At 69.0% G+C, this 19,725-nt stretch carries 20 protein-coding genes; 4 read left to right on the forward strand and 16 right to left on the reverse strand.

The window, feature by feature from the left end:
- Nucleotides 1–435 precede the first annotated feature (435 nt).
- Nucleotides 436–774 (reverse strand): XRE family transcriptional regulator, encoded by a 339-nt coding sequence (locus tag IPI67_40815; GenBank protein ID MBK7586519.1) that lies wholly within the window; start codon nt 772–774, stop codon nt 436–438.
- A gap of 320 nt (nt 775–1,094) precedes the next feature.
- Between IPI67_40815 and IPI67_40820 the strand changes: the two genes are divergently transcribed.
- Complete coding sequence (locus IPI67_40820; protein ID MBK7586520.1) at nt 1,095–2,423, forward strand: lamin tail domain-containing protein; 1,329 nt, start codon at nt 1,095–1,097, stop codon at nt 2,421–2,423.
- Between the two features lie 2 nt (nt 2,424–2,425).
- Here IPI67_40820 and IPI67_40825 read toward each other — a convergent pair whose 3' ends face one another.
- Both IPI67_40825 and IPI67_40830 read right to left on the reverse strand, forming a co-directional pair.
- On the reverse strand, nt 2,426–3,763 hold the full coding sequence (locus IPI67_40825) for a TldD/PmbA family protein (protein MBK7586521.1): 1,338 nt from the start codon (nt 3,761–3,763) through the stop codon (nt 2,426–2,428).
- A gap of 67 nt (nt 3,764–3,830) precedes the next feature.
- Nucleotides 3,831–4,385, reverse strand: a complete 555-nt coding sequence (locus IPI67_40830; GenBank protein MBK7586522.1) for a hypothetical protein — start codon at nt 4,383–4,385, stop codon at nt 3,831–3,833.
- A 166-nt stretch (nt 4,386–4,551) separates the two neighbouring features.
- On the opposite strand from IPI67_40830, the gene larB reads away from it, so the two are divergent.
- Together larB and larC are read left to right on the forward strand one after the other, a co-directional pair.
- Nucleotides 4,552–5,319: a nickel pincer cofactor biosynthesis protein LarB gene (larB, locus tag IPI67_40835; GenBank protein MBK7586523.1), complete on the forward strand. Its 768-nt coding sequence runs from the start codon at nt 4,552–4,554 to the stop codon at nt 5,317–5,319.
- Complete coding sequence (gene larC / locus IPI67_40840) at nt 5,316–6,644, forward strand: nickel pincer cofactor biosynthesis protein LarC (GenBank protein MBK7586524.1); 1,329 nt, start codon at nt 5,316–5,318, stop codon at nt 6,642–6,644. Before larB ends, larC begins: the two co-directional genes overlap by 4 nt.
- On the opposite strand, the gene trxA is transcribed toward larC, so the two are convergent.
- The 6 genes from trxA to IPI67_40870 form a co-directional block, all read right to left on the reverse strand.
- Nucleotides 6,645–7,286, reverse strand: a complete 642-nt coding sequence (trxA, locus tag IPI67_40845) for a thioredoxin (protein MBK7586525.1) — start codon at nt 7,284–7,286, stop codon at nt 6,645–6,647.
- Nucleotides 7,287–7,345: 59 nt separating this feature from the next.
- Nucleotides 7,346–8,296: an ABC transporter permease gene (locus IPI67_40850; GenBank protein ID MBK7586526.1), complete on the reverse strand. Its 951-nt coding sequence runs from the start codon at nt 8,294–8,296 to the stop codon at nt 7,346–7,348.
- Nucleotides 8,293–9,804 carry an ABC transporter permease gene (locus IPI67_40855; GenBank protein ID MBK7586527.1) on the reverse strand — a complete coding sequence of 504 codons (1,512 nt, stop codon included), beginning with the start codon at nt 9,802–9,804 and terminating at the stop codon, nt 8,293–8,295. Before IPI67_40855 ends, IPI67_40850 begins: the two co-directional genes overlap by 4 nt.
- A gap of 13 nt (nt 9,805–9,817) precedes the next feature.
- Nucleotides 9,818–11,026 (reverse strand): Stp1/IreP family PP2C-type Ser/Thr phosphatase, encoded by a 1,209-nt coding sequence (locus IPI67_40860; protein ID MBK7586528.1) that lies wholly within the window; start codon nt 11,024–11,026, stop codon nt 9,818–9,820.
- A 1-nt stretch (nt 11,027) separates the two neighbouring features.
- Nucleotides 11,028–12,194 carry an FHA domain-containing protein gene (locus tag IPI67_40865; protein ID MBK7586529.1) on the reverse strand — a complete coding sequence of 389 codons (1,167 nt, stop codon included), beginning with the start codon at nt 12,192–12,194 and terminating at the stop codon, nt 11,028–11,030.
- Between the two features lie 213 nt (nt 12,195–12,407).
- On the reverse strand, nt 12,408–13,049 hold the full coding sequence (locus IPI67_40870) for a hypothetical protein (protein ID MBK7586530.1): 642 nt from the start codon (nt 13,047–13,049) through the stop codon (nt 12,408–12,410).
- A 161-nt stretch (nt 13,050–13,210) separates the two neighbouring features.
- On the opposite strand from IPI67_40870, the gene IPI67_40875 reads away from it, so the two are divergent.
- Entirely contained in the window at nt 13,211–13,612 is a 402-nt protein-coding gene (locus IPI67_40875; protein ID MBK7586531.1) for a hypothetical protein, read from the forward strand.
- A 21-nt stretch (nt 13,613–13,633) separates the two neighbouring features.
- Here IPI67_40875 and IPI67_40880 read toward each other — a convergent pair whose 3' ends face one another.
- From IPI67_40880 to IPI67_40910, 7 genes are read right to left on the reverse strand one after another with little or no spacing between them, the layout of a single operon-like run.
- Nucleotides 13,634–14,710 (reverse strand): tetratricopeptide repeat protein, encoded by a 1,077-nt coding sequence (locus tag IPI67_40880; GenBank protein ID MBK7586532.1) that lies wholly within the window; start codon nt 14,708–14,710, stop codon nt 13,634–13,636.
- A gap of 2 nt (nt 14,711–14,712) precedes the next feature.
- Entirely contained in the window at nt 14,713–15,756 is a 1,044-nt protein-coding gene (locus tag IPI67_40885; protein ID MBK7586533.1) for an aminotransferase class I/II-fold pyridoxal phosphate-dependent enzyme, read from the reverse strand.
- Nucleotides 15,757–15,791: 35 nt separating this feature from the next.
- Complete coding sequence (locus IPI67_40890; GenBank protein MBK7586534.1) at nt 15,792–16,361, reverse strand: RNA methyltransferase; 570 nt, start codon at nt 16,359–16,361, stop codon at nt 15,792–15,794.
- Nucleotides 16,358–17,323 (reverse strand): SUMF1/EgtB/PvdO family nonheme iron enzyme, encoded by a 966-nt coding sequence (locus IPI67_40895; protein MBK7586535.1) that lies wholly within the window; start codon nt 17,321–17,323, stop codon nt 16,358–16,360. The genes IPI67_40890 and IPI67_40895 overlap by 4 nt, the downstream gene beginning before the upstream one ends.
- Before the next feature lie 4 nt (nt 17,324–17,327).
- A complete protein-coding gene (locus IPI67_40900) occupies nt 17,328–17,945 on the reverse strand; it encodes a hypothetical protein (protein ID MBK7586536.1) in 618 nt (205 codons plus the stop codon).
- A gap of 55 nt (nt 17,946–18,000) precedes the next feature.
- On the reverse strand, nt 18,001–19,203 hold the full coding sequence (locus IPI67_40905) for a serine/threonine protein kinase (GenBank protein MBK7586537.1): 1,203 nt from the start codon (nt 19,201–19,203) through the stop codon (nt 18,001–18,003).
- Between the two features lie 17 nt (nt 19,204–19,220).
- Nucleotides 19,221–19,706 (reverse strand): hypothetical protein, encoded by a 486-nt coding sequence (locus tag IPI67_40910; protein MBK7586538.1) that lies wholly within the window; start codon nt 19,704–19,706, stop codon nt 19,221–19,223.
- Nucleotides 19,707–19,725: the final 19 nt, after the last annotated feature.

Here is a 19,725-nt window from a genome sequence, read left to right on the forward strand (position 1 = left end):
GGGCGCGCCATTCCTGGGAATAGCGCGGAGCCGGCTGGGCACGCTATTCCTGGGAATAGCGCGGGAGCGCGTTGGCTCATGCTGGGCGCGCCATTCCTGGGAATAGCGCGGGAGCGCGGCGGCTCATGCTGGGCGCGCCATTCCTGGGAATAGCGCGGGAGCGCGTTGGCTCATGCTGGGCGCGCCATTCCTGGGAATAGCGCGGGAGCGCGTTGGCTCATGCTGGGCGCGCCATTCCTGGGAATAGCGCGGGAGCGCGTTGGCTCATGCTGGGCGCGCCATTCCTGGGAATAGCGCGGAGCCGGCTGGGCACGCTATTCCTGGGAATAGCGCGGGAGCGCGGGAGCGCGTTGGCTCGAGCTGCGAGCGCCATTCCTGGGAATAGCGCGAGCAGCTGTCCGAAGGTGTTGGGGGACACGACGTGGTGCCGCGTGCTCACTCGTCTTGCGGATCGGGCTCCGCTTCCGCGAGCTTTGCCACCTGCTCGAAGAATGCCGGGTGTGCCGCGAGCTTCTGCACGATTTCCCAGAGCTTCGGATCTGCCAGGCGTGCAAGCCCCGTCGTGCTCGCGGCCTTGCTCCGAGCGATCCTGGGCATCTTCCCCGGGCCGCCGAGCTCAAGCGCCTTCATCCGCTCGACGTGGCGCTTGGTTGGAAAAAGCGCCCCGGATTCCCACTGCACCACGAGCTTGGCCTCGACCTCCAGGGCGCGGGCGAGCTCCCCAATCGAGCAGCTGAGCTCCTTGCGTAGCGCCTTGACGTCTTCGGGGGACACGGACGCGCAGCCTAGCCCAGTAGACCGCCACCTCGCCAGGTGGCCTTCAGCCAGTCGCCGTGGGCGCAGCCCTGTCTGTCTCGGCTGGCTGCGGTTGCGCAATCGTGCGGGCAAACCCGCACCGCGACCCGGGATCTCGCGCAACCCGAGCGGACGTTGGCCGAAGCGCGCCCATGCGTCTTGTCCTGGCGTCGAGCGCCCTGTTGATCGCGTCATGCCGCGCGCCCCTTCCGGACCCCGGACCTCGCGCGGACGGTCACGCCTCCGAAGTGACCGTAATCGCGGAGCCGGCGCCGGCGGCGGACGGCCGGATAAAAGCTGTGTCGCGCTTCCATCTGACTCTACCGGATGGTGCGGCCCTCGAGGACACGTTGCTCGTGCGCGGTGAGCTGAGTGAGTACCACCTGCGGAAGATCCGCGATCGCAACTTGCCGGGCACGCTCGTGGCGCGGCTGGTTCCGGTGTTGTCCTGGGACACCCCGGATGAAAGTGTGGTCGCGCCCACTTCCGCGCTCGTGCCGACGGAGCACTACAGCGTTGCCCACCCGGACCGCGGTTTGCTTGCAGTGTTCGAGATCGAAGCCGATGGAGCCGCGCCGCTCACGCGCATCTGGCCGCCGAAGTTGCCGCAGGGGTTGGGCGCTTCGGCGGAGTTTTGTCTGTTCTGTGGCGCGGGGGTGGTGGACTTTGGCACGTCGCCGACGCTCGTGTCCTTCGACCCCGCGGGGCCGGCTGCGTGGGCCATGCGCGAGCTGGTCCCGGTGCTGGGTTCCGATTTCTGCGTCGCGCTCGTGGCTGATTCACCGGTCTCATCAGCGCGTCCGCTGTTGCCGCCGATCGAGGTCTTTGGTCGAGTCCTCGAACCGACGCTGATCCTCGCAGGGGACAGCCCCGCGCCCCTGCCGGTCAGCTGCGGGGCCGCAGAGCTCCAATTTGGCCCCGGTTGCGTCGAGCTCGAGGACGATCGCGCCTGGGTGCGAGGGCCGGACGTTCCGACGTTGTGGCGGGTGTCCGGCGGCTCGCTCGAAGTACTCGGGTCGGTGCCGCCGGATGGCAGGCTCACGCTCCGCGGGCTGGCCCCAGCGTCGCACTCGACCCTCGCGGTGTCCGTGCGGACGAGCGCGGGCGAGCTCTTTGCCGGCGCGATCTCCGTGACCACCGGACCCCCCCGGCCGCACGTGGTCATCAACGAAGTGTACGCCGACCCGCTGGGCGCTGAGCCCGCACAGGAATGGGTCGAGCTCTACAATGACGGGCTCGCTGCCGCCGAGCTCGGCACGCTCCGCTTGCGTGACTCGGGTGGTGAGACGGCGCTGCCTCCGTATCTCCTCGCTCCTGGCGAGTTCGCGATCCTGGCGCGGGAGGACTACGTCGCGACGCTGGGGGCCGATGTCGTGCCGCCGGCGACGACGACGATTCTCCGGGTTGCCGCTCTGGGAAAGAACGGCCTGTCGAACAGCGGTGAACCCCTCGAGCTCGTGGACCCAGCTGGCGAGCGACTCAGCTGGTTCCCCGCCGTGCCCAAACCGAAGGCCGGAGTCAGTGTGGCGCGGCGCCGGCCGGACAGTCGGGCCGATGACCCCACGGGTTTTGCACATCACGCACCGCCCGGCTCGTCGCCGGGCGCGGCCAACCTGGTTTCCGACTGACGTCAGGTGCCGGCGATCGTCATCTTGGAGATCCGGAATGTCGGCGCAGCAGTGCTGGTCTTCAGGTCGAGATCGTCGCCGACCGCGTCGATGTTCTTCAGCATCGTGTCCAGGTTCGAAGAAATCGTGACCTCACTCACGGGAAACGCGAGCTTGCCATCTTCGATCCAGAAACCGGCGGCGCCGCGGGAAAAATCACCGGTGATGGCGTTGAAGCCGAAGCCCATCATCTCGGTGACGTAGAGCCCGCGCTTCGTGCTCGCGATGATCTCTTCACGGCTGAGAGGGCCGGGCGACAAGATGAAGTTCGAAGTGCTCGAGGTGATGGAGCCGCCGGAGACCGCTGCGCTGGCGGTGCTCTTTCTTCCGAGCTTGCGCGCCGAGTAGGAGTCGAGCAGGTACGTGCGGAGCTGGCCCGCCTCCACGACGACGTTGCGTCGGGAAGTGAGCCCCTCGCCGTCGTACGGGCGTGAGCCCGGGGCTTTCTGGATCAACGGGTCATCGACCAGATTCACCAGCTCGCTCGCGACCTCCGTGCCCTCTCGCTCGACCAGGTAGCTGGACTTGCGCCAAATGGCGCCGCCCATGATGCAGCCGGCGAACGTCCCGATGATCGAGCGTGCGACATCGGGATCGAACACAATCGGCGCCTCGGCAGTCGGGACCTTGCGTGCTCCGAGCTTGGCGAGTGTGCGTCGCGCGGCCTCGCGTCCGACCTCGGCATCGTCGTCCATCTCCGCGAGGTGGCGCCGGGCGCTCCAGTAGTATCCACGGCGGCGCTTGCCGCCTTCGTCTTCGACGACTGGCGAGACCACCAGCGAGGCGTACGACCCGCGCAGGGTTCCGGTGAACCCGGTTGAGATGACCCGTGCGCTCGCGCCGGTGGTACGAGAGAAGGTCGCGCCCTCACTCAGCGTCATGCGCGGATCGAAATCGAGGGCGGCGCGCTCGGCCCGTGTGGCACGCTCGAGCGCGACGTCCGCCATGACCTTCTCGACGGATTCGTCGTACAGATCGAGCTCGGGAAAGGGCGGAGAGCCGAGCTCGGCCGGATCCGCCGGACCCGCGAAGGGGTCGGGTTCCGAGAGCTCTGCGAGCATCAAAGCGTCGCTCACGCAGCGCTCGAGGCCCGGTTTCGAGAGATCACTGGTCGACGTGACGGCGACGCGCTGATTGCGGATGACTCGCAGCGAGACGCCGCGGTGTCCGGCCTCTTCGACCAGCTCGGCCTCGCCCAGGCGGACCTTCGTGCTCAGCTCCCAGCCCGCGCGTGCGGTGGCCTCCGCCACGTCGGCGCCCAGACCGCGCGCGCGCTCGACCAGCTCGGACGCCAACTGCACGAGTCCTTGAACGTCTTCGTTCGTCATGTTTTTCGGGCCGGAGCCTGGCAGGCTCCTCGGGTTCGAGTCAATCGCTGCGCGCCGCGCGACTCGAGCGCCGCAGCCAGACGACCGTGACGCCGATTCCGGCGAGCAAGATCAGCGTCATCGAGAGCAGGGCAAACCCGAGCGGGCTGCCGGAGACGGGCCGCACGCCGAAGTCGCCGTGAAACTGCGCGTAGCTCGCGTGGACACCCAGGCGCGGTAAGACCGCCAAGATGAACCCCACGGCAAGTACGGCCGGCAGGGCACCGAGGCGCAACAGTGGGGCGACACGTTTCACGCGCGCGTGCCGCGCCGCCGCAGCAAAGCCCGCGGGAATACTCGCCGCGTCACACAGCACCCACGCCGTGTCCACCGCGCCGGGCAAACGTTGGCTGTCGATGGCGTAGGCATAGGCCCAGTCCGGCGCGAACGCGAGGAAGTAGCCCGCGATGGGGGCGTAGACCAGCAAGCTGAATAGACCGACCACGGTCAGCGCTCGCGCACCCAACCCGCCGCTTTGCGCCAGCTCTTCGGCGCCGAGCCAGGCGAAGGTCAGGCCGAGGATGAAACCGATGAGCGGCGCGACGGGAGCAGGCACGCCAGCGAGGATTACATGCGCGGCCGGCGACGTCACCGCTGGCGGCGCTGACCGGCCGCTTCGGGAGCAGCGTGAGGTCGACGCCGTCGATTCCTTGCACTATGAGTTCCCGACTCGGCGCTGGCCGCGGCAGAGCGGCGCGCCTTCACCCTGAGAAGTGACCCGGATGGACCCCGATCGACTGAAGGCCTTGCTCGAGCGCGTCCAGGCGGGAGAGACCGACGTCCAGGCCGCGATCGGTGAGCTCGAACACCTGCCGTATGCGGACCTCGGCTACGCCCGCGTCGATCACCACCGCGCGCTGCGAATGGGGATGCCGGAGGTCGTGCTTGGCCAGTCCAAGACCCCCGAGCAGATCGCCGGCATCGCCCGCAGGCTGATCTCCGTCGGGCAGAACGTGCTGATCACCCGGGTGGACCCCGAGAAGGTGGGCGAGGTGCGGGCGCTGGTTCCCGAGCTCGGTCACGCGGCGGTGGCCCGGGTCCTCACTCACGAGCGAGAGCCGATCGTGCCGCGAGCGGGTCGCCCGGTCGCGGTCGTCACGGCGGGGACGAGTGATCTCCCCGTCGCGGAGGAGGCAGCGGAGACGCTGCGCATGGCGGGGATCCCGTTCGAGCGGGTGTTCGACGTCGGTGTTGCCGGCATCCACCGGATCTTCGGCGAGCTGCCGGCGCTCCGCGAGGCTCCCGCGGTGATCGTGGTGGCGGGGATGGAGGGTGCGCTGCCGAGTGTCGTGGGTGGCTTGATCCGATCGCCGATCGTGGCGGTGCCCACCTCCGTGGGTTACGGCGTCGCGCTGGGTGGGATGACGGCGCTGTTCGGCATGCTGACCGGGTGTGCGTCCGGCGTAACCGTCGTCAATATCGACAACGGGTTCGGTGCGGCGATGGCGGTGCTGCGCATCGTCCAGGCCGGCGAGCGGGGCAACGGATGAGCGGGCACGGGCACGGGCACGGGCACGGGCACGGGCACGGGCACGGGCACGGGCACGGGCACGGGGAAGAGCACGGGCACGGGCACGGGGAAGAGCACGGGGAAGAGCACGGGGAAGCAGAGCGGGGAGCCCTGGCGGAGGGGGCGGGGATTGGCAAGACGCTGTTCTTCGATGCGTTCTCGGGCGTCGCCGGCGACATGACCATTGCGGCGCTCGTTGATCTCGGAGTGCCGCTGGAGGTCGTGGTCGATGCGGTCGCATGCCTCGGTATCGCCGGGATCCAGATCGCGGCGCCCACTCGCATGGCAGGTGCGATCGGCGCTCGACAGCTCGAGCTGCGCTTCGAGGCTGCAAGCGGAGAGCGAAGTTACTCCGAAATCGAGCAGCTCATCACCGGGTCGAGCCTCGATGTGCGAGTGAAGACCCTGTCGCTCCGCATTTTCCGCCGCCTGGCTGAGGCCGAAGCCCGCGTTCACCGCATCTCCGTCGACAAGGTCCACTTTCACGAGGTCGGTGCCCTCGACGCCATCGTCGACGTCGTGGGGGCGGCGGCCTGCCTCGTCCATCTGGGCGCGACGGTCGTGTCGACTCCGCTGCCCATGGGACGAGGAACCGTGACTTGTCGGCACGGAGTGTTGCCGCTGCCCGCGCCGGCCACGGTTGAGTGCCTGGCGGGGGTCCCGACCTACGACGCAGGCATCGACGCCGAGCTCGTCACTCCGACAGGCGCCGCGATCATCGGCGCCGTGGCCGAGCGTTTTGCTCGCTGGCCCGAGATGACGCCGGAGCGCATTGGTTGGGGTCGCGGCACGATGGACTTGCCGGATCGCCCCAACGCGCTGCGCGTCGTGCTCGGCTCGCCAGTCGTCCGGGCGCCCGCAGAGCTCGGTCACGTACTCGTGGAGTGTAACGTCGACGACATGACCGGCGAGCTCGCGGCCCACACCATCAGCGCGCTGCTCAGCGCCGGGGCGCGGGATGCGTGGGCGGTTCCCATCACGATGAAAAAAGGGCGACCCGGCTTGACCCTGTCGGCGTTGGCCGATCGCGGCGCCGAGACGCGCATCGCGGAGGTCCTCTTGCGCGAGACCAGCACCATCGGAGTGCGCTGGACGGATGCCGACCGACTCGAGCGCCCGCGCCGTATGCTGGAGGTGCAGACCCGCTTCGGAAAAATCCCGGTGAAGATCTCCGAAGGCCCCTACGGGCCGCCGCAGATCAAGCCGGAGTTCGACGCGTGTGTGCGCGCGGCGCAGGCAGCCGGCACCCCCGTCCGCGAGGTCATCGCGGAGGCCTTCGCTCTGGCCAGTCGCGCGGTGTCCTGATCAGTCCGGGCGTTCGATGGGGAGTGAGGACGCCTCCCAGCCGAGCAGCCCCCCGTCCAGGAAATGCACGGGCACACCCTGCTCGGCGAGCTCTCTCGCCAGCTCCTTGGTCTTGTCGCCGGCGCGGCAGTAGAGCACGGGCGCGCCAGGCAGCATGTGAAGCTCGGCCAAGCGAGTGCGGATCTCCTCGAGCGGCATGTGGACCGCCCCCGGTACGTGCGCGCGAGCGAACGCTGCGAGCTCCCGCGTGTCGACCGGGCTCACCTCGCGGCGCGCCAAGAGCGCGGCGACCTCTTCGGGTTTGAGCGCCCCCGCTGCACGGGGCAGGAACGGCTCGATCATCTCCCGGAGCTGCGCCTTCTTGAGGGCGCCGACACGACCGTCGGCGGGGCGACCCTGATGAAAGACGACGAACGTGGGCACCGACTGCACCCCCATCTCTCGTGCCAGTGCGGGAGCCTTGTCGATGTCGACGCTCACGACCTTGGCCTTGCCTTCGAGCTCTCGGGCCAGCGCCTCTAGCTCGGGGGCGACGACCTTGCAGGGCCCGCACCACTCGGCGCCAAATTCGAGCAAGACCGGCAGCTCGCTCGCCATCACCTCTTGCTCGAAGTTCTTCTCGGTAACCGCTTTCAGGGCCATGGGGGCGGCAATATTCATCCAGCGGGCCACGGGCGCAAGCCCGAGGCCGGCACTGGTCTTCAAACTCGGCTCGGAGCTTGGCGCCGGGCGGAGACGTGGTCGTCGAGGGCGTCGGCGACCACGTAGAGGCTCGCCGTCGTCACCACGATGCCAATGACCGGTGCGAGGACCGAGGCGGAGAGGCCACCACCGCTGAATTGCCCCAGAAGCTGGCCCCAGCTCGGAACGTCCGCCGGTAGACCGATGCCCACGAACGACAGCGCCGCCTCGAGTGACACGACCGCTGTTGCGCCGAACGCCGCGTTGACGATCACCGGCCCCCAGACATGCGGCATCACGTGCCGGATGACCACGCCGCTGCCGGAGGCCCCGAGCGCGCGCGCCGCCAAGACGAATTCGGTCCCGCTGACGCGCAGCACTTCGCCGCGGACCAGGCGCGCGACCTCCACAGCGCGAAGCGCACCGAGCACGAGCACGACGCCGCCCCAGCTCGGAGTGATGCCGCCGGCGTGGAGAGCCGCCAAGAGCACCAACGAGGGTAGCGCACCGGTGAGCTCGACGAGTCGGCTGAGCAGCCCGTCTGCGACGTTGTCCCGTCCGGCGAAGGCGCCGAGCGGTACGCCGAAAAAGAGCGCGAGCGCGAGGACTCCCAGGGTGGTCAGGACCACGCTGCGCGCGCCGTGAATCGTGACGGCGAGCACGTCGCGGCCCTGGGCATCCACTCCGAGGAAATGTCGAACCGGGGGCGCTCCCTCCGGCGCCGCGCTGCTCGGAGCGGTGCCGGCGCGCACGGGCGCCCAGATCGCCCAACCCTGCTCGGCGCTCTGCGCCCGCTCGCCACTGGCCCGGCTCGCGGAGTGGGTGATGCCGGGCAGCACCCGAAAGCCCGTGCTGTCTCGGGCCAGGAGCGGCGCCTCCGATGCAATGACGTCGGCAAACACCGCCACGAGGCCGAGCAGCCCCAAGACCAGTGCGGCGATTCGCACGGGCAGTCGCGCGCGCGTCATCATTCCGCGGCCCCTCGCTTGCGCATGAAGCCGAGCCTCACCCGTGGGTCGAGCGCGGCGAGCAGCGCGTCGCTCGCGATCTGCACCAACGCGAGGGCCGTGGCGATGACCAGGGAGAGCGCCATCAGCCAGGCCAGGTCCTTGGCGACGATCGCGCGCAGCGTGGTGGCCCCGAGCCCGTCGAGCCCGAGCGCGTGTTCGATGACGAACGCGACGGTCAGGAGCTGGGCCAGGTGCGCACCCATCAGTGAAATCGACGCCACGCTGGACGCGCGAAAGGTCCAACGCGCCAGGCGCCAAGGGCTCGCACCGAACGCGCGAGCGGTCCGAGAATACTCCTGGTCCATGGCCACTCGCGACGAGGCCCGCTGGTAGCGTGAGGTCAGCGCTGCCGCCGCGAGCGTCATCAAGAGGGCGGCGGTGAAATATCGCGCTCCACTGCCCTGAGCGGGAGCGGCCCAGGCGGACAGCGCCGCGATGGGCAGCGCCGCGATCCCGACGGCGACCGCGCTCGTCAGCGTATCGACGCCGCGGCGAGCGCGAGCCGCGCCGGCGACCCCGACCAGCATGCCCAGGGCGAAGCCGGCGAAAAGTCCGACGGCGAGCAACCAGAGTGTGAGCGGGCCGCGCCGCACGAGCACGTCGAGCACGCGCTCGTCGCTCGCGGTGGTCCCGAGTCGATTCTGCACGGCGTCGGTCGCCCAGTGAGCGTACTGGGTCTCACTCACCATCGCCAGCGCGCGTCCGGCGCCGTCGAAGGTGACGTAGTCGGAGCGGTGCTTGACCCACCAGCGCTGCCAGGTGCGGACCACCGCACGGGCCTGGTCCACGCTGGCGTCTTTGGGAACTTTCCACGGCTCACCGGTGATGCGTGAGGCAGCGGCGGCCATGCGCGTCGCGCGCTTGACGTCCGCCTGCCGATTGACCGGCGCCATCATGTCGATCAGCTCCGGGAGGGCGAACGTGTCGAGCTCGGTCACGTCCTGACGGCGACCGGCGGTCGACTTCTCCGCAAGGCGACCCACCGCGCGTTTGACCACCGCGGGACGAAAATCGATGGCTCGATCTTGCCAGAAGCGCGACCAGTACAGGGCCGCGCCCTCGGGCGATCCGCGCTCCTCTGGCGTGCCGACGTTCATGCGCTGGCCGATCGGCGCGAGGGCCAGCGCGATGCGGCCTCGACCGATCGGCTCGACGGAGTCGAGCTTGGGGAGCAGATGGGGCAACGCGGCTCCCCCGAGGCGCGCGAGCTCGACGCGCGCTGCGGCCGCCCGTGTGTCGTCGCTGGCGATGCTGTTCATCGCCTGCTCCGTGAGCTCGCGGACGCTCGTCGGATGGGGGTTCAAGAACCGGGGGGGGCTGTGGGGGCCGAAGAACGGGTGTGCGCCGTGCTCCCCGGCTTCCGCGCGGCCGCCCGGGGTCGGCGTCGCCGTGAGCACCCAGAACGCGGCGATCGACACCAGAAAAAGCGTCGGCACGATCCACAGGATCCGCCGGAGCGCGTGGCGCATCGGTGTACCTTGCTCAGCGGAGCAGGAGGAAGCCGATCACCGACACGGCGACCAGTGCGCCCACCACGATCGCACCGACCGCCGAAGGCGGCAGGCCGGTCGTGGGGATCAGGACTGGTTCGTCGTCCAGGTTGAACTGCGGTGGGGGATTGGATGGGTGGCGAGGGGCCGCGGCGGGGGCCGCGTCGCGCGCGGCGGCGGCCTCGGCCTCCAGCGCTGCGGTGGTCATGCCAACCAGTGTGTGCCCGACCTTGAGCTGGCGTGACTCACGCTGAGCTTCGTCCGAGAGCGGCGCCACCGCGATGTCCTCGACGGATTTGATCGACGCGCGCGCGCCGGGCTCCGCAGTGGAGTCCGGCAGCGCGTACTTCGTGTACTTGACGATGTTCTCGGGTTTGGCGGCGTGCAACGTGTCGCCGTCGAAGCGCGCGACGATCACGGTGATGTTGTCGTGCCCTCCCGCCAGATTGGCTCGCTCGGTGAGCACCTTGCACGCCTCGAGCGGGTCCGGAACCGTGTGCAAGATCTCTCGGATCTCGTCCGCGCGGATCATGCCCGAGAGCCCGTCGGAGCAGAGCAGCAGCGTGTCGTTCTTGCACAGGTCGACGTACGTGAGGTCCACCTGGACGGTGTCTGCGGTGCCCAGGGCCTGCAGGATGATGTTGTTGTGCTCGAAGGTCTCGGCCTCTTCCTCGGTCAGCTGCCCAGCCTCGATCAGCTGGTTTACCAGGGACTGATCCCGGGTGACCTGCGCCAGCTGGCCGTTCCTCAGAATGTAGGCGCGGCTGTCGCCGACCTGAGCGACGAACAGGCGGTCATCGAGCAAGGCCGCCACTGTGGACGTCGTGCCCATGCCGCGACGGGTCCGATCGGCGCGCGCTTCGTTGAATATGCGCATGCCGGCGTCTTCGACCGATTGCACCAGCCGGCGCGCGAGGTCGTCGCGATCCAGCGGCGCGTCGCCCTGGGTCAGCTTCTCGTAAATGATGTCGACGGCGAGTTGGCTCGCGACCTCGCCCGCGGCGGCGCCCCCCATGCCGTCGCACACGCCCAGCACCGTGCCGCGCGCACCAACGATCTGGTGCCGGTCGGACTCGAGCAGACTCCGGCTACGGCGCGTCAGATCGGCGACGAGGAAGTTGTCCTCGTTGTGCTCGCGGATCTGCCCGACATCGGTGCGTCCGAAGAGGTGCAGGCGAATTTCCGATGAAGTTTCCGCCATCTCAGCTCTGGCCGCGGCTCTCCAGCCGGAAAAGGTGCTGGCCGACTCGGACGTGATCGCCGTCCGTCAGCGCCACTTCGTCTCGTATCGCCAAGTAGGTTCCGTTGGAAGAGCCCAAGTCTTTCAAAGTGAACGAGCCGTCGCGTTCGCGCGTGAAGGCGGCGTGTCGGCGACTCATGAACGGGTCCGTGGTGAACACTACGTCGCCCGCCTCGCGCCCGACAACGAGCTCGTCCTTTGCGATGTAGTAGACATCACGCGTCACACCCTCGACGGTTCGCTGGCAGAGCCGGGCATATCTGGGCAGCATCGGAGATCCGAAAACCTGCGTGTCCCCGTCCTCGGCAGGGCCCAGGCCTTTCTCAGCGGCGTTCACCAGCTCGAACCTTAACACCTCAAGGCCGATCAACACCAAGTCCCCAGAATGCAACTTTGCGGGTGCCCGGAGCCGGACGAAGACCCCGTTGGTGCTGCCCAGGTCGCGGATGCGAAAGCGGCCATCTCTGCGGGAAATCCTCGCGTGCCGCGGGGACACGTAGGGATCGTTGGGCAGCAATATCGTGCCTTCCGTCCGGCCGATGTCGGTCTGCGTCGGTCCCAGCGGGTAGTCCCGGCCCGGGCTGCCATCCTGGGCCACGACGATCAGGCGTGCGGGGGCGGCTGCCGCGGGTGCCGCCCAGGGCGGTTCGCCGACGCCGGCCGCGCCCGGGCCCTCCCGACGGACGGGAGGGGGCGGGGGACGAGACGGCGGCATTCGCTGGCTCACCGGCGTCTCGGGGCTGGTGGCCGGAGGCTCGCGCATCGGACCGCCTTCGAGCAGGCGCCCGCCACAGTACTGGCAGTACGTCATGTGAGCCCCGTTGCTGCCACGGCAGCGCGGGCAGACCACGGGCGCTGGCTGCGGGGTCGCGCCCGCCGAGAGGCCCACGACCGGTGCGCCGTACATCGGTTGCGCTCCTCTGCTCACGACCTCCATCGGGCTCTGGTCTGGCGGCGGATCCAGGTTTCCGCCGCACTCGGCGCAGAAGCGCGAACCGGCTGGATTGGCGGCGTTGCAGCGTCCGCAGCGGGCGTCTCCGTGCGCGTCACCGCGCGGACCGAAATCGAAGTCGGGCGCGGCGGGTCGGGCACGCACACCGTCCGGTCGCGGCGGTTCCGCAACAGGCACGCCGCGCGGCGGCGTAGCCTCCACCGGACGGGCGGGTACGGCTTGCAAGCGATTGCCGCAGTCCTGGCAGAACCTGAGGCTCGGGGGATTGTCCCGCCCGCAGCGGTCGCACTTCACGGAGGCAAACGGAACCCTGCGAGGACTTCGCCGTCAAGAGCGCTGTTCGGGACCACCGGCCGGGCCGGGGTCCGGAATGCCATTTGGCCGCGCGACTCACCACCTGGGGAGCGGTTCTCGGATCTCGAAAACCAGCTCCAGCGCCACCAGATGCGCAAGCCCAAACCCCAAATACCGGTCGGCCCGCCGTTGGTTGGCGCCGTCCGTCCAGCCGCGGAGCAAGAACGGCCGGTAGGCCACGCTGGCCCCGACGACGGCCGCGCGGCTCAGCTGGAGCTCGAAGCCGGCACCCAGAAAAGTGGTGATCCCCCCGGTATCGGACCCCCACTCACTTCCGTACACCGCCACGCCGCCGCCGCCCGAGAAGTAGGGAGTGAAACGGCGACCCTCGTCGAGATACAGGCGACTCTCGGCCCGAAGTTGCTGAAGGATGGCAAGGCGCAGGAGGTTGGACGAGTCATGCCGCGAGGACTCGTAGGCCCCGCCGACGTACCAAGCGCCGCGAGAGCGGTAGCCGACGCGCACCGCCAACCCACCCCCGGAGCGCAGGATGCAGGGGTCGACGGCGCTCGACGGGCACACATCTCCCGGCGAAGCGACACTCTCGGCCACGAACGCCACCCCGTACTGGATGTAGTCGAAGCTCGACGGCGGCGGGACCCGCCGGTCCGCCGCCTCCTGGGCGTGCAAAAGGGCAGGCCATCCGACCACGGCCAGGAAGGGCACGGCGAAGCGCACGGTGTCTTCGTATATATCTCAGATCGGCCGCTACGCCGCGGAACCCGAGCTTCGTGGCCCAGGTTGGAGGGCGCCCGACGCTCGAATCTTCGAGCGGCCTTGACTTGCTTTGCAACCATCGTCTATTGCCGGGGGCGCTGGCTTTGGAGAACTGAGCTGAGATGGATATTTACCTCGACAGGCGCGCTGCCCGACAAATTCGGCTCTCGGCTCAAGAGGCGATCGAAGAAGGCGATACCGAGTCCTTGCGCGAGGACATCCTCGAAGCCTTCAAAGAAGAGCAGGTCGAGGAAATCGAGCGCCGCCTCGATACCGGGGACTTTTACGAGTTTCTGACAGACGTCATCGACGAGTGGAACGGCGACGACGTGGACGAGCTCTTCGAGCTGCTCGAGACTCAACTCGGTGAGGTGGGCATCGATCTGAAGACCGAAGTGAAGAACGAAGACGACGACGACGAAGACGCCGAGGGCGCGGACGATGACTTCGATGACGACGACGACGACGAAGACGACGACGACGACGACGACGACGAAGAGGAAGAAGCGGACGACGACGAGTGAGCGTCGTGACCGACCGCCGGCTCAGTCGTGTCCGCTGGTCAGCTGTCTGAGCACGTAGGCGTGGCACTCCCCCTTGACCGGTGGGACCGAAGGACAGAGCGCTGGAGCGCAGCGTGCAAAGCGCGAATCGGGCGCGTCCTCGGTCAGTGTGCGTAAGGTCTTGCAGGCCAGGTCTTCCCGACCGAGCTCGCGCTCGATGCGCGCGGCCTGCCACAGCGCGTCGTCCTTCAACAAACTGGTCGGGTGTTCGTCCCAGACCCGATGAAACTCGGCGGCGGCGCGCTGTTTGTCGCCGATGCGGTCTCGATAGAGCTCGGCAATTCGCAGTCGAGCGGCCGCGTAGCGCGGGCGCTCATACGAACCCTGTAGCGACGAGGGCTCACGTTCGGCGAGCATGCGCTCCAGACGCTCTATCGCGAGCTTCGGTCGGCCGAGCTTCTCCTCGAGCAAGGACGCAGCGAAGAGCGCATCGTCCCACAGCGCGCCTTCGGGGTAGGGGAAGCTCGCTGCGACCCGCAGGTACTCGGCGAGCGCCGCTTCGTCGCGCCCCAGGCTCTCGAGCAACTTTGCGCTGTCGTAACCCGCCTGCTCTCTGAGGCCGGCGCTGCCGGTCCTTTTCTCGACTTGGCGCAGGAAACTCAGAGCCGCATCGCTGCCCTGGCGTCGACCGCGCTCGTCGGCGACTCGGCGGAGCGCCGCCAGCGCGACTCCGGACTCGGGGTACGCGAAGATCGCCGCTTCCAGGCTCGCCCAACCCCGCGCGGGATCGCCGTGCTCGATCTCGATGCTGGCGGCGTCGAACGCTGCTCGGGCCGCGCGGGAGCTCTTGGGTCGGTCGGTGCGAAGGGCGGTCAGCAGCGTTTGTGCCTCGGTGTGCCGCCCCGCGCGGATCAACGCCGCGGCCCGGCGGTAGCGCGCTTCGGTCTGATCCCTGCGCCGCTTCGCCGCGGCCTCGGCCTTCTCCCAGTGCACCGCGGCCTCGTCGTAGCGGCCGGCTGCGTAGGCGCGCTCCGCCGCCGCTCGCTCCTCCGCAAAAGCGCGGGGCAAGCTCGGCGCGCAGGCGACCGCGAGCAACAACGCGAGCGCGAAGGGGCGCAAGCTCAGCCTCCGCCTCGGGGAGCTTGGGTGATGGCTTCGGCCAGCAGCGCCCCCGCGCGCTTCGCCGCTTCCAACGACACGTCCAGGTGAGTGACCGCACGCAGGGTGTTCTTCGCGATGCTGCCGAGGAGCACTCCGCGGGACTTGGCCGCGGCGATCACGTCCTCCGCACTCGGGCCGAGCAGCTGGATGTTGACGATGTTCGTCTCGACCGCGCCTTCGTCGACCCGCCCACCCTCGACTCGTGCAAGCGCCGCGGCGAGCGCCCTGGCCTTCGCGTGATCTTCCGCCAGTTTGGGCAGGTTCTGGTCGAGGCCAAACAGCGCGGCGGCGGCGAGAATGCCGCTCTGGCGCATCGAGCCGCCGAGCATGCGCCTCAACCTGAGCCCGCGTGTCAGAAGCTCCGTTGGGCCAACCAGCGCCGAGCCGACCGGGGCGCCGAGGCCTTTGGAGAAACACACACTGACCGTGTCCGCCGTCGCTGCGAAATCTGCGAGGCTGACGCCGCTGGCCGCGGCGGCGTTCCACAGCCGCGCTCCGTCCATGTGCACGGCGAGCCCGCGTTTCCGCGCGTGGGAGGTCACGCGCCGCAATCGATCGATGGGGAAGACCCGACCGCCGCCGCGGTTGTGGGTGTTCTCGACCACACACAAGCTGGTGTGCGGCAGCCAGTAGGCACTCGGCTGGATGGCCGCCTCCAGCTCGTCGACGTCGAACAGCCCGCCCTGGCCGACGCTCGCGAGTTGCACGCCGGAGAGCGCGCTGGCGGCTCCGGCCTCGAACAGCGCGCAGTGTGTGCCCTCTCCGATCACGATCTCGTCGCCCGGCCGTGTGTGGAGCATGAGCGCGATCTGATTGGCCATGGTGCCGGACGGAACGAACAGCGCGCTCTCTTTGCCGAGCATCTCCGCTACTCGCCGCTCGAGTCGCTTGACCGTCGGGTCCTCGCCGTACACGTCGTCTCCGACCTCGGCAGTGGCCATCGCCTGGCGCATTGCCGTCGAAGGTCGGGTGACGGTGTCGGAGCGCAGATCGATGGGCAGCATGGGTCGGGAGCTTATCAAGAGTCCGCGGAGCGGCGTCAGCCGATGCTGCGGCCCTTGGCCTCGAAGGCGGAGATCAGCAGCTCGTAGGCGATGATTTGTGTGGCTTGCGCCAGGTTGATCGAGGGCTGATCGGCGGCCATCGGGATGCGGACGAAGTCCCGCGCCAGCGCCCGCTCCGCCTCGCCCAAGCCGGTCTTCTCGTTGCCGAACACGATGGCGAGGGTCTCGCCACGAGCCGCGGCGAGCACGGCCTTCTGTCCGAGCTCCCGGGCGGTCAACACTCCGGACACCCCACGCCGCGAGGTTGTCCCCACCACCCAGTCGATGCCGGCCACCGCTTGCGCCAAGCTCTCGAGGACCGGAGCCGCGCCCAGCACATCCTTGGATTTGACGGCCATCTTCTGCGCCATCTCGTGGTCGGGTTGGGCGAGTCGTCCCGGTTTGACCAGCGCGAGCTTCAAGAACCCCATGGTCTTGATGGCGCGCGCCGCGGCGCCGACGTTCTCGGGGTAGTGGGCTCTTACCAAGACGAAGGTCGTCGTCGTATGGATCGGCAGCACGAGGTCGGGAGTCGGCGTGTGCTCCTGAAAATCACCCGGCTTCATGGCGTTGCCGTGCGCGCGCAGCGAAACCCCAGCGTCGGCGAGCGCGTCTCTGGGTCGGCGCTCGAGCGCGAAGCGCCTCGCAGCCACGAGCCCGCGCTCGAATAGTGGCCGCCCCGCACCACATATCCCCCGCTGCCTCCCCCGACCGGAGGCCCAGTTGGATTGAGCGCCGGGCCAGGCGGGTAGGAGCCGGCGTAGCGATCAGCGACCCACTCCGCAACGTTGCCAGCCAGGTCGAGGAATCCCTCTGGGGTGCGCCCGGACGGAAACGACCCGACCGGCGCGAGCTCGGCGAAGCCGTCGCGCGCGTCGGTGCTGTCGAGGCCGAGGCGTCCGTGATTCGCGGCGTGGCTGTTGTAGAGCTGTCCCCATGGGTAGAGCCGGCGGCGCGTGCCCCGCGCGGCACGCTCGAACTCCGCTTCCGTCGGCAGGCGTGCGCCACGGAACTTGCAGTAGGCCCGGGCATCCGGCTGTCTCACCAGTGACACCGGATTTCGTGGTCGATCGAAGCGTTTCCCACCCTGCGCGAACGGCACGGCGCGACAGCGCCTGAGCACGACGCAGCGCGTGTACTCCTGCACCGTGACCTCGGTTCGATCGAGCCAGAAGGACGAGAGGGTGACCCGGTGCTCCGGCAACTCGTCGGAGAACATCTCTTCCCGGCAGCGCCCGCCGAGTGGTTCTCGCGCACACTCGGTCAGCGCATCGAGCACGTCGTCGGGCGTCGAGCCCATGTCGAAGATGCTCTTGGGCACACGCAACATCAGCGAGCGCGGCTGCCGCAACGTCACGACACCGCCGGTGAGGCCGCGCTCCGCTGGGGGGGCGGCGCCGAAAGGATCCGCGGCCGTTGCCAGGCGTGACTCGGCGCGGGCACGCGGCACCCCGAGCACGAGCAGTGCGAGCGCGGCCAGCCCGAGAAGAGCCGCGGGCAGACGCTGACACCCCGCCGATGCACTCATTGTGTCAGCAGGAGCCGGCGCAGTTGTTCGCCAAACATCCGGCCATGGCGTTGTAAGCGCTGATGCCCGAGGAATACTGCGCACAGTACTGCTGCGCGCAGGCGTTGAGGTTGGAGCCCGCGTTCGCGCAGTTCTTGCTCAGGCAGTTCAAGAACCCGACACAGGCACCGTTCGCGAGGCAGCCGTCGATGGCCGAACAGCAGGCCGAGTGCGCGCAGGCGTCACAGGTGGGATTGCCCGTGCTGAGCTGCGTGCAGCTGCCGCCACCGCCGCCGCCGCCGCCTGGGGCTCCGCCACCAGCGGGCGCTCCACCGCCGGCGGGCGCTCCACCGCCGGCGGGCACTCCACCGCCGCCCGCGGGCGCGCCGCCGCTGCCGCCGGCGCCGGCACCGCCCACACACTGAGCGAGGCAGCCTTCCGGCGTGCCGTTGTTGCACAAGCAGGTGTCGAAACATGCACCGCACTTGCCGCAGTCCGGCGCGGCCGAGCAGCCTTGGGGACCGACGTACCTTCCATCCCCGGTACTACCGCCGCCCGCGTCGCTGCTCGACGAACAGGCCGGTGCAGCGAGGGCGATGGAGGAGAGAAGAAAGAGCCACGAAAGGAGGCGTCGCGTGGGCATGGGCCGGAGAACCCTAGCTCGATTCGGGGCGTCTCGCCCTCCCGATCGCCGGGGCTCAGGGCGGAGGTCCGGCTTCCGCCGGGTCGGACGCGCGATCGTGGCTCTCTGCCCGCACGGGCGCGGCAGGTCGGCTGCGCTCGTGTGGGCGCGGGTTCTTCTCCGGCCTGGCGCTGAAGCTCGCTGCCGCGTCGGGGGTGGGCGCGGCGTCGAGCGCCGGCACGGCGTCCGAGACGGGTGTTTCGAGGGAGTGCGGCTCCCGCCCACTCTCCCGGGGCCAGAGCAGGAAGCCCGCGGCCATCAACGAGGCTCCGAGCACGACCCCGAGCGCGAGCACCGTCAGCTCGCGTTGGCTCTGGCGAGCTTCGTACGCTCGCTCGGTGCGTTGGTCCGGCAGTGTCGGCATCTGCGTGCGCGGCCTGAGCTCGAGTGCCTCGGCGAGCCGGTTGCCGAGCTCCTCCGCCGAGCCGTAGCGACGTTTGGGATCCTTCGCGAGCCCGCGGGCGAGAACGACGTCGACATGGGGATCGACGCCGGCTTGCGCGGCGATCGGCGGGGGTTCGGTCGTGTTGATGTTCTTGGCGACACTCACGGCGTCATCGCCAGGAAATGCGCGTCGCCCCGACAGCGCCTCGTACAGCGTGGCGGCCAAGGAAAACTGATCCGAGGCGGGCGAGAACTCTCCGCTCGTGATCGACTCGGGCGCGCTGTAGGCCGGTGTGCCGAGCACGCCCCCGTCGAGGCTCAGCGTCGAGCCGGGCACGCGGGCGATGCCGAAGTCCGCGATCTTGGCGCCCGTCGCCGCCAGGATGACGTTCGCCGGTTTGATGTCCCGGTGCAGAACGGAGGCTTGGTGCGCTGCCGCGAGCGCAGCGCCGAGCTCGCGAGCGAGCTGTGCAGTCCGGGTCGGGCCAACCGGGCCGGCGGCGATTTGGTCCTCCAGCGTGGGTCCCTCGACCAGCTCGAACACCAAGAACAGACCGAGCTCCGGCTCTTCACCAATGTCGTACAGGGCGACGATGTTGGGATGTGCGAGGCGGGCGCTGGCGCGGGCTTCTTGCCGCATGCGGTCGTAGAGCGCCGACAGCTCGCCGCGCGTGAGCTTGAGGTCCTGGCGCAAGAGCTTGACCGCGACGTCGCGGTCGAGGTTCGGGTCTCGCGCCAGGAACACGCGTCCCATCGCGCCGTGTCCCAGCGAGCCGAGCACACGGTAGCGCCCGACCAGCTCGGGAATGACAGAGGCGGGGTCGTCGGGGTTCACGGCGATTGGCCGTGATACTACTCCGCGCGCGGGTCCCGCGAACTCTCGTCGTTGCCAGCGCCGCCTTCGACTCCGCCGTCAGCGCCCGGCTGCGCGGGTTTGTCTTCGGGTTTCTTCTTGCGCGGCGGCTCGCCGTACTCCGTGCGGAGCTTCTTCAAGAGCCCGTCCCGGAGTGTGGCCTCGTGGTAGGTCGGCATCTGCGGCAGCTGGATCACGATCTTGACCCGCTCTTTGCTCTCGATGACCTCGATCGAGCCGTTGGTCGGGTTGTTCTTGCGCCCGGGCGGCTCGTAACGGAAGAGCAGGTAGCCGACGTCCGGATCCTTCTCCACGATCTCGTAGCCGAGATCGACCCTCACGTAGCGGAGCGCGGCGTTGTAGGTCTGTGCCTTGCTGTAGTCGGAGTCACCCTCGACCCGAGCCGAGGCCCCGCGGCTCGAGAACACCGCGCTGCCGACCAGCAATACCCCGGCAGCGAGCCACAGCCCGCGCGACCTCTTCATGGTCCACTTCGGTAACGCC

It is taken from the genome of Myxococcales bacterium (genome assembly GCA_016706225.1).
GTDB lineage: Bacteria > Myxococcota_A > Polyangia > Polyangiales > Polyangiaceae > JADJKB01.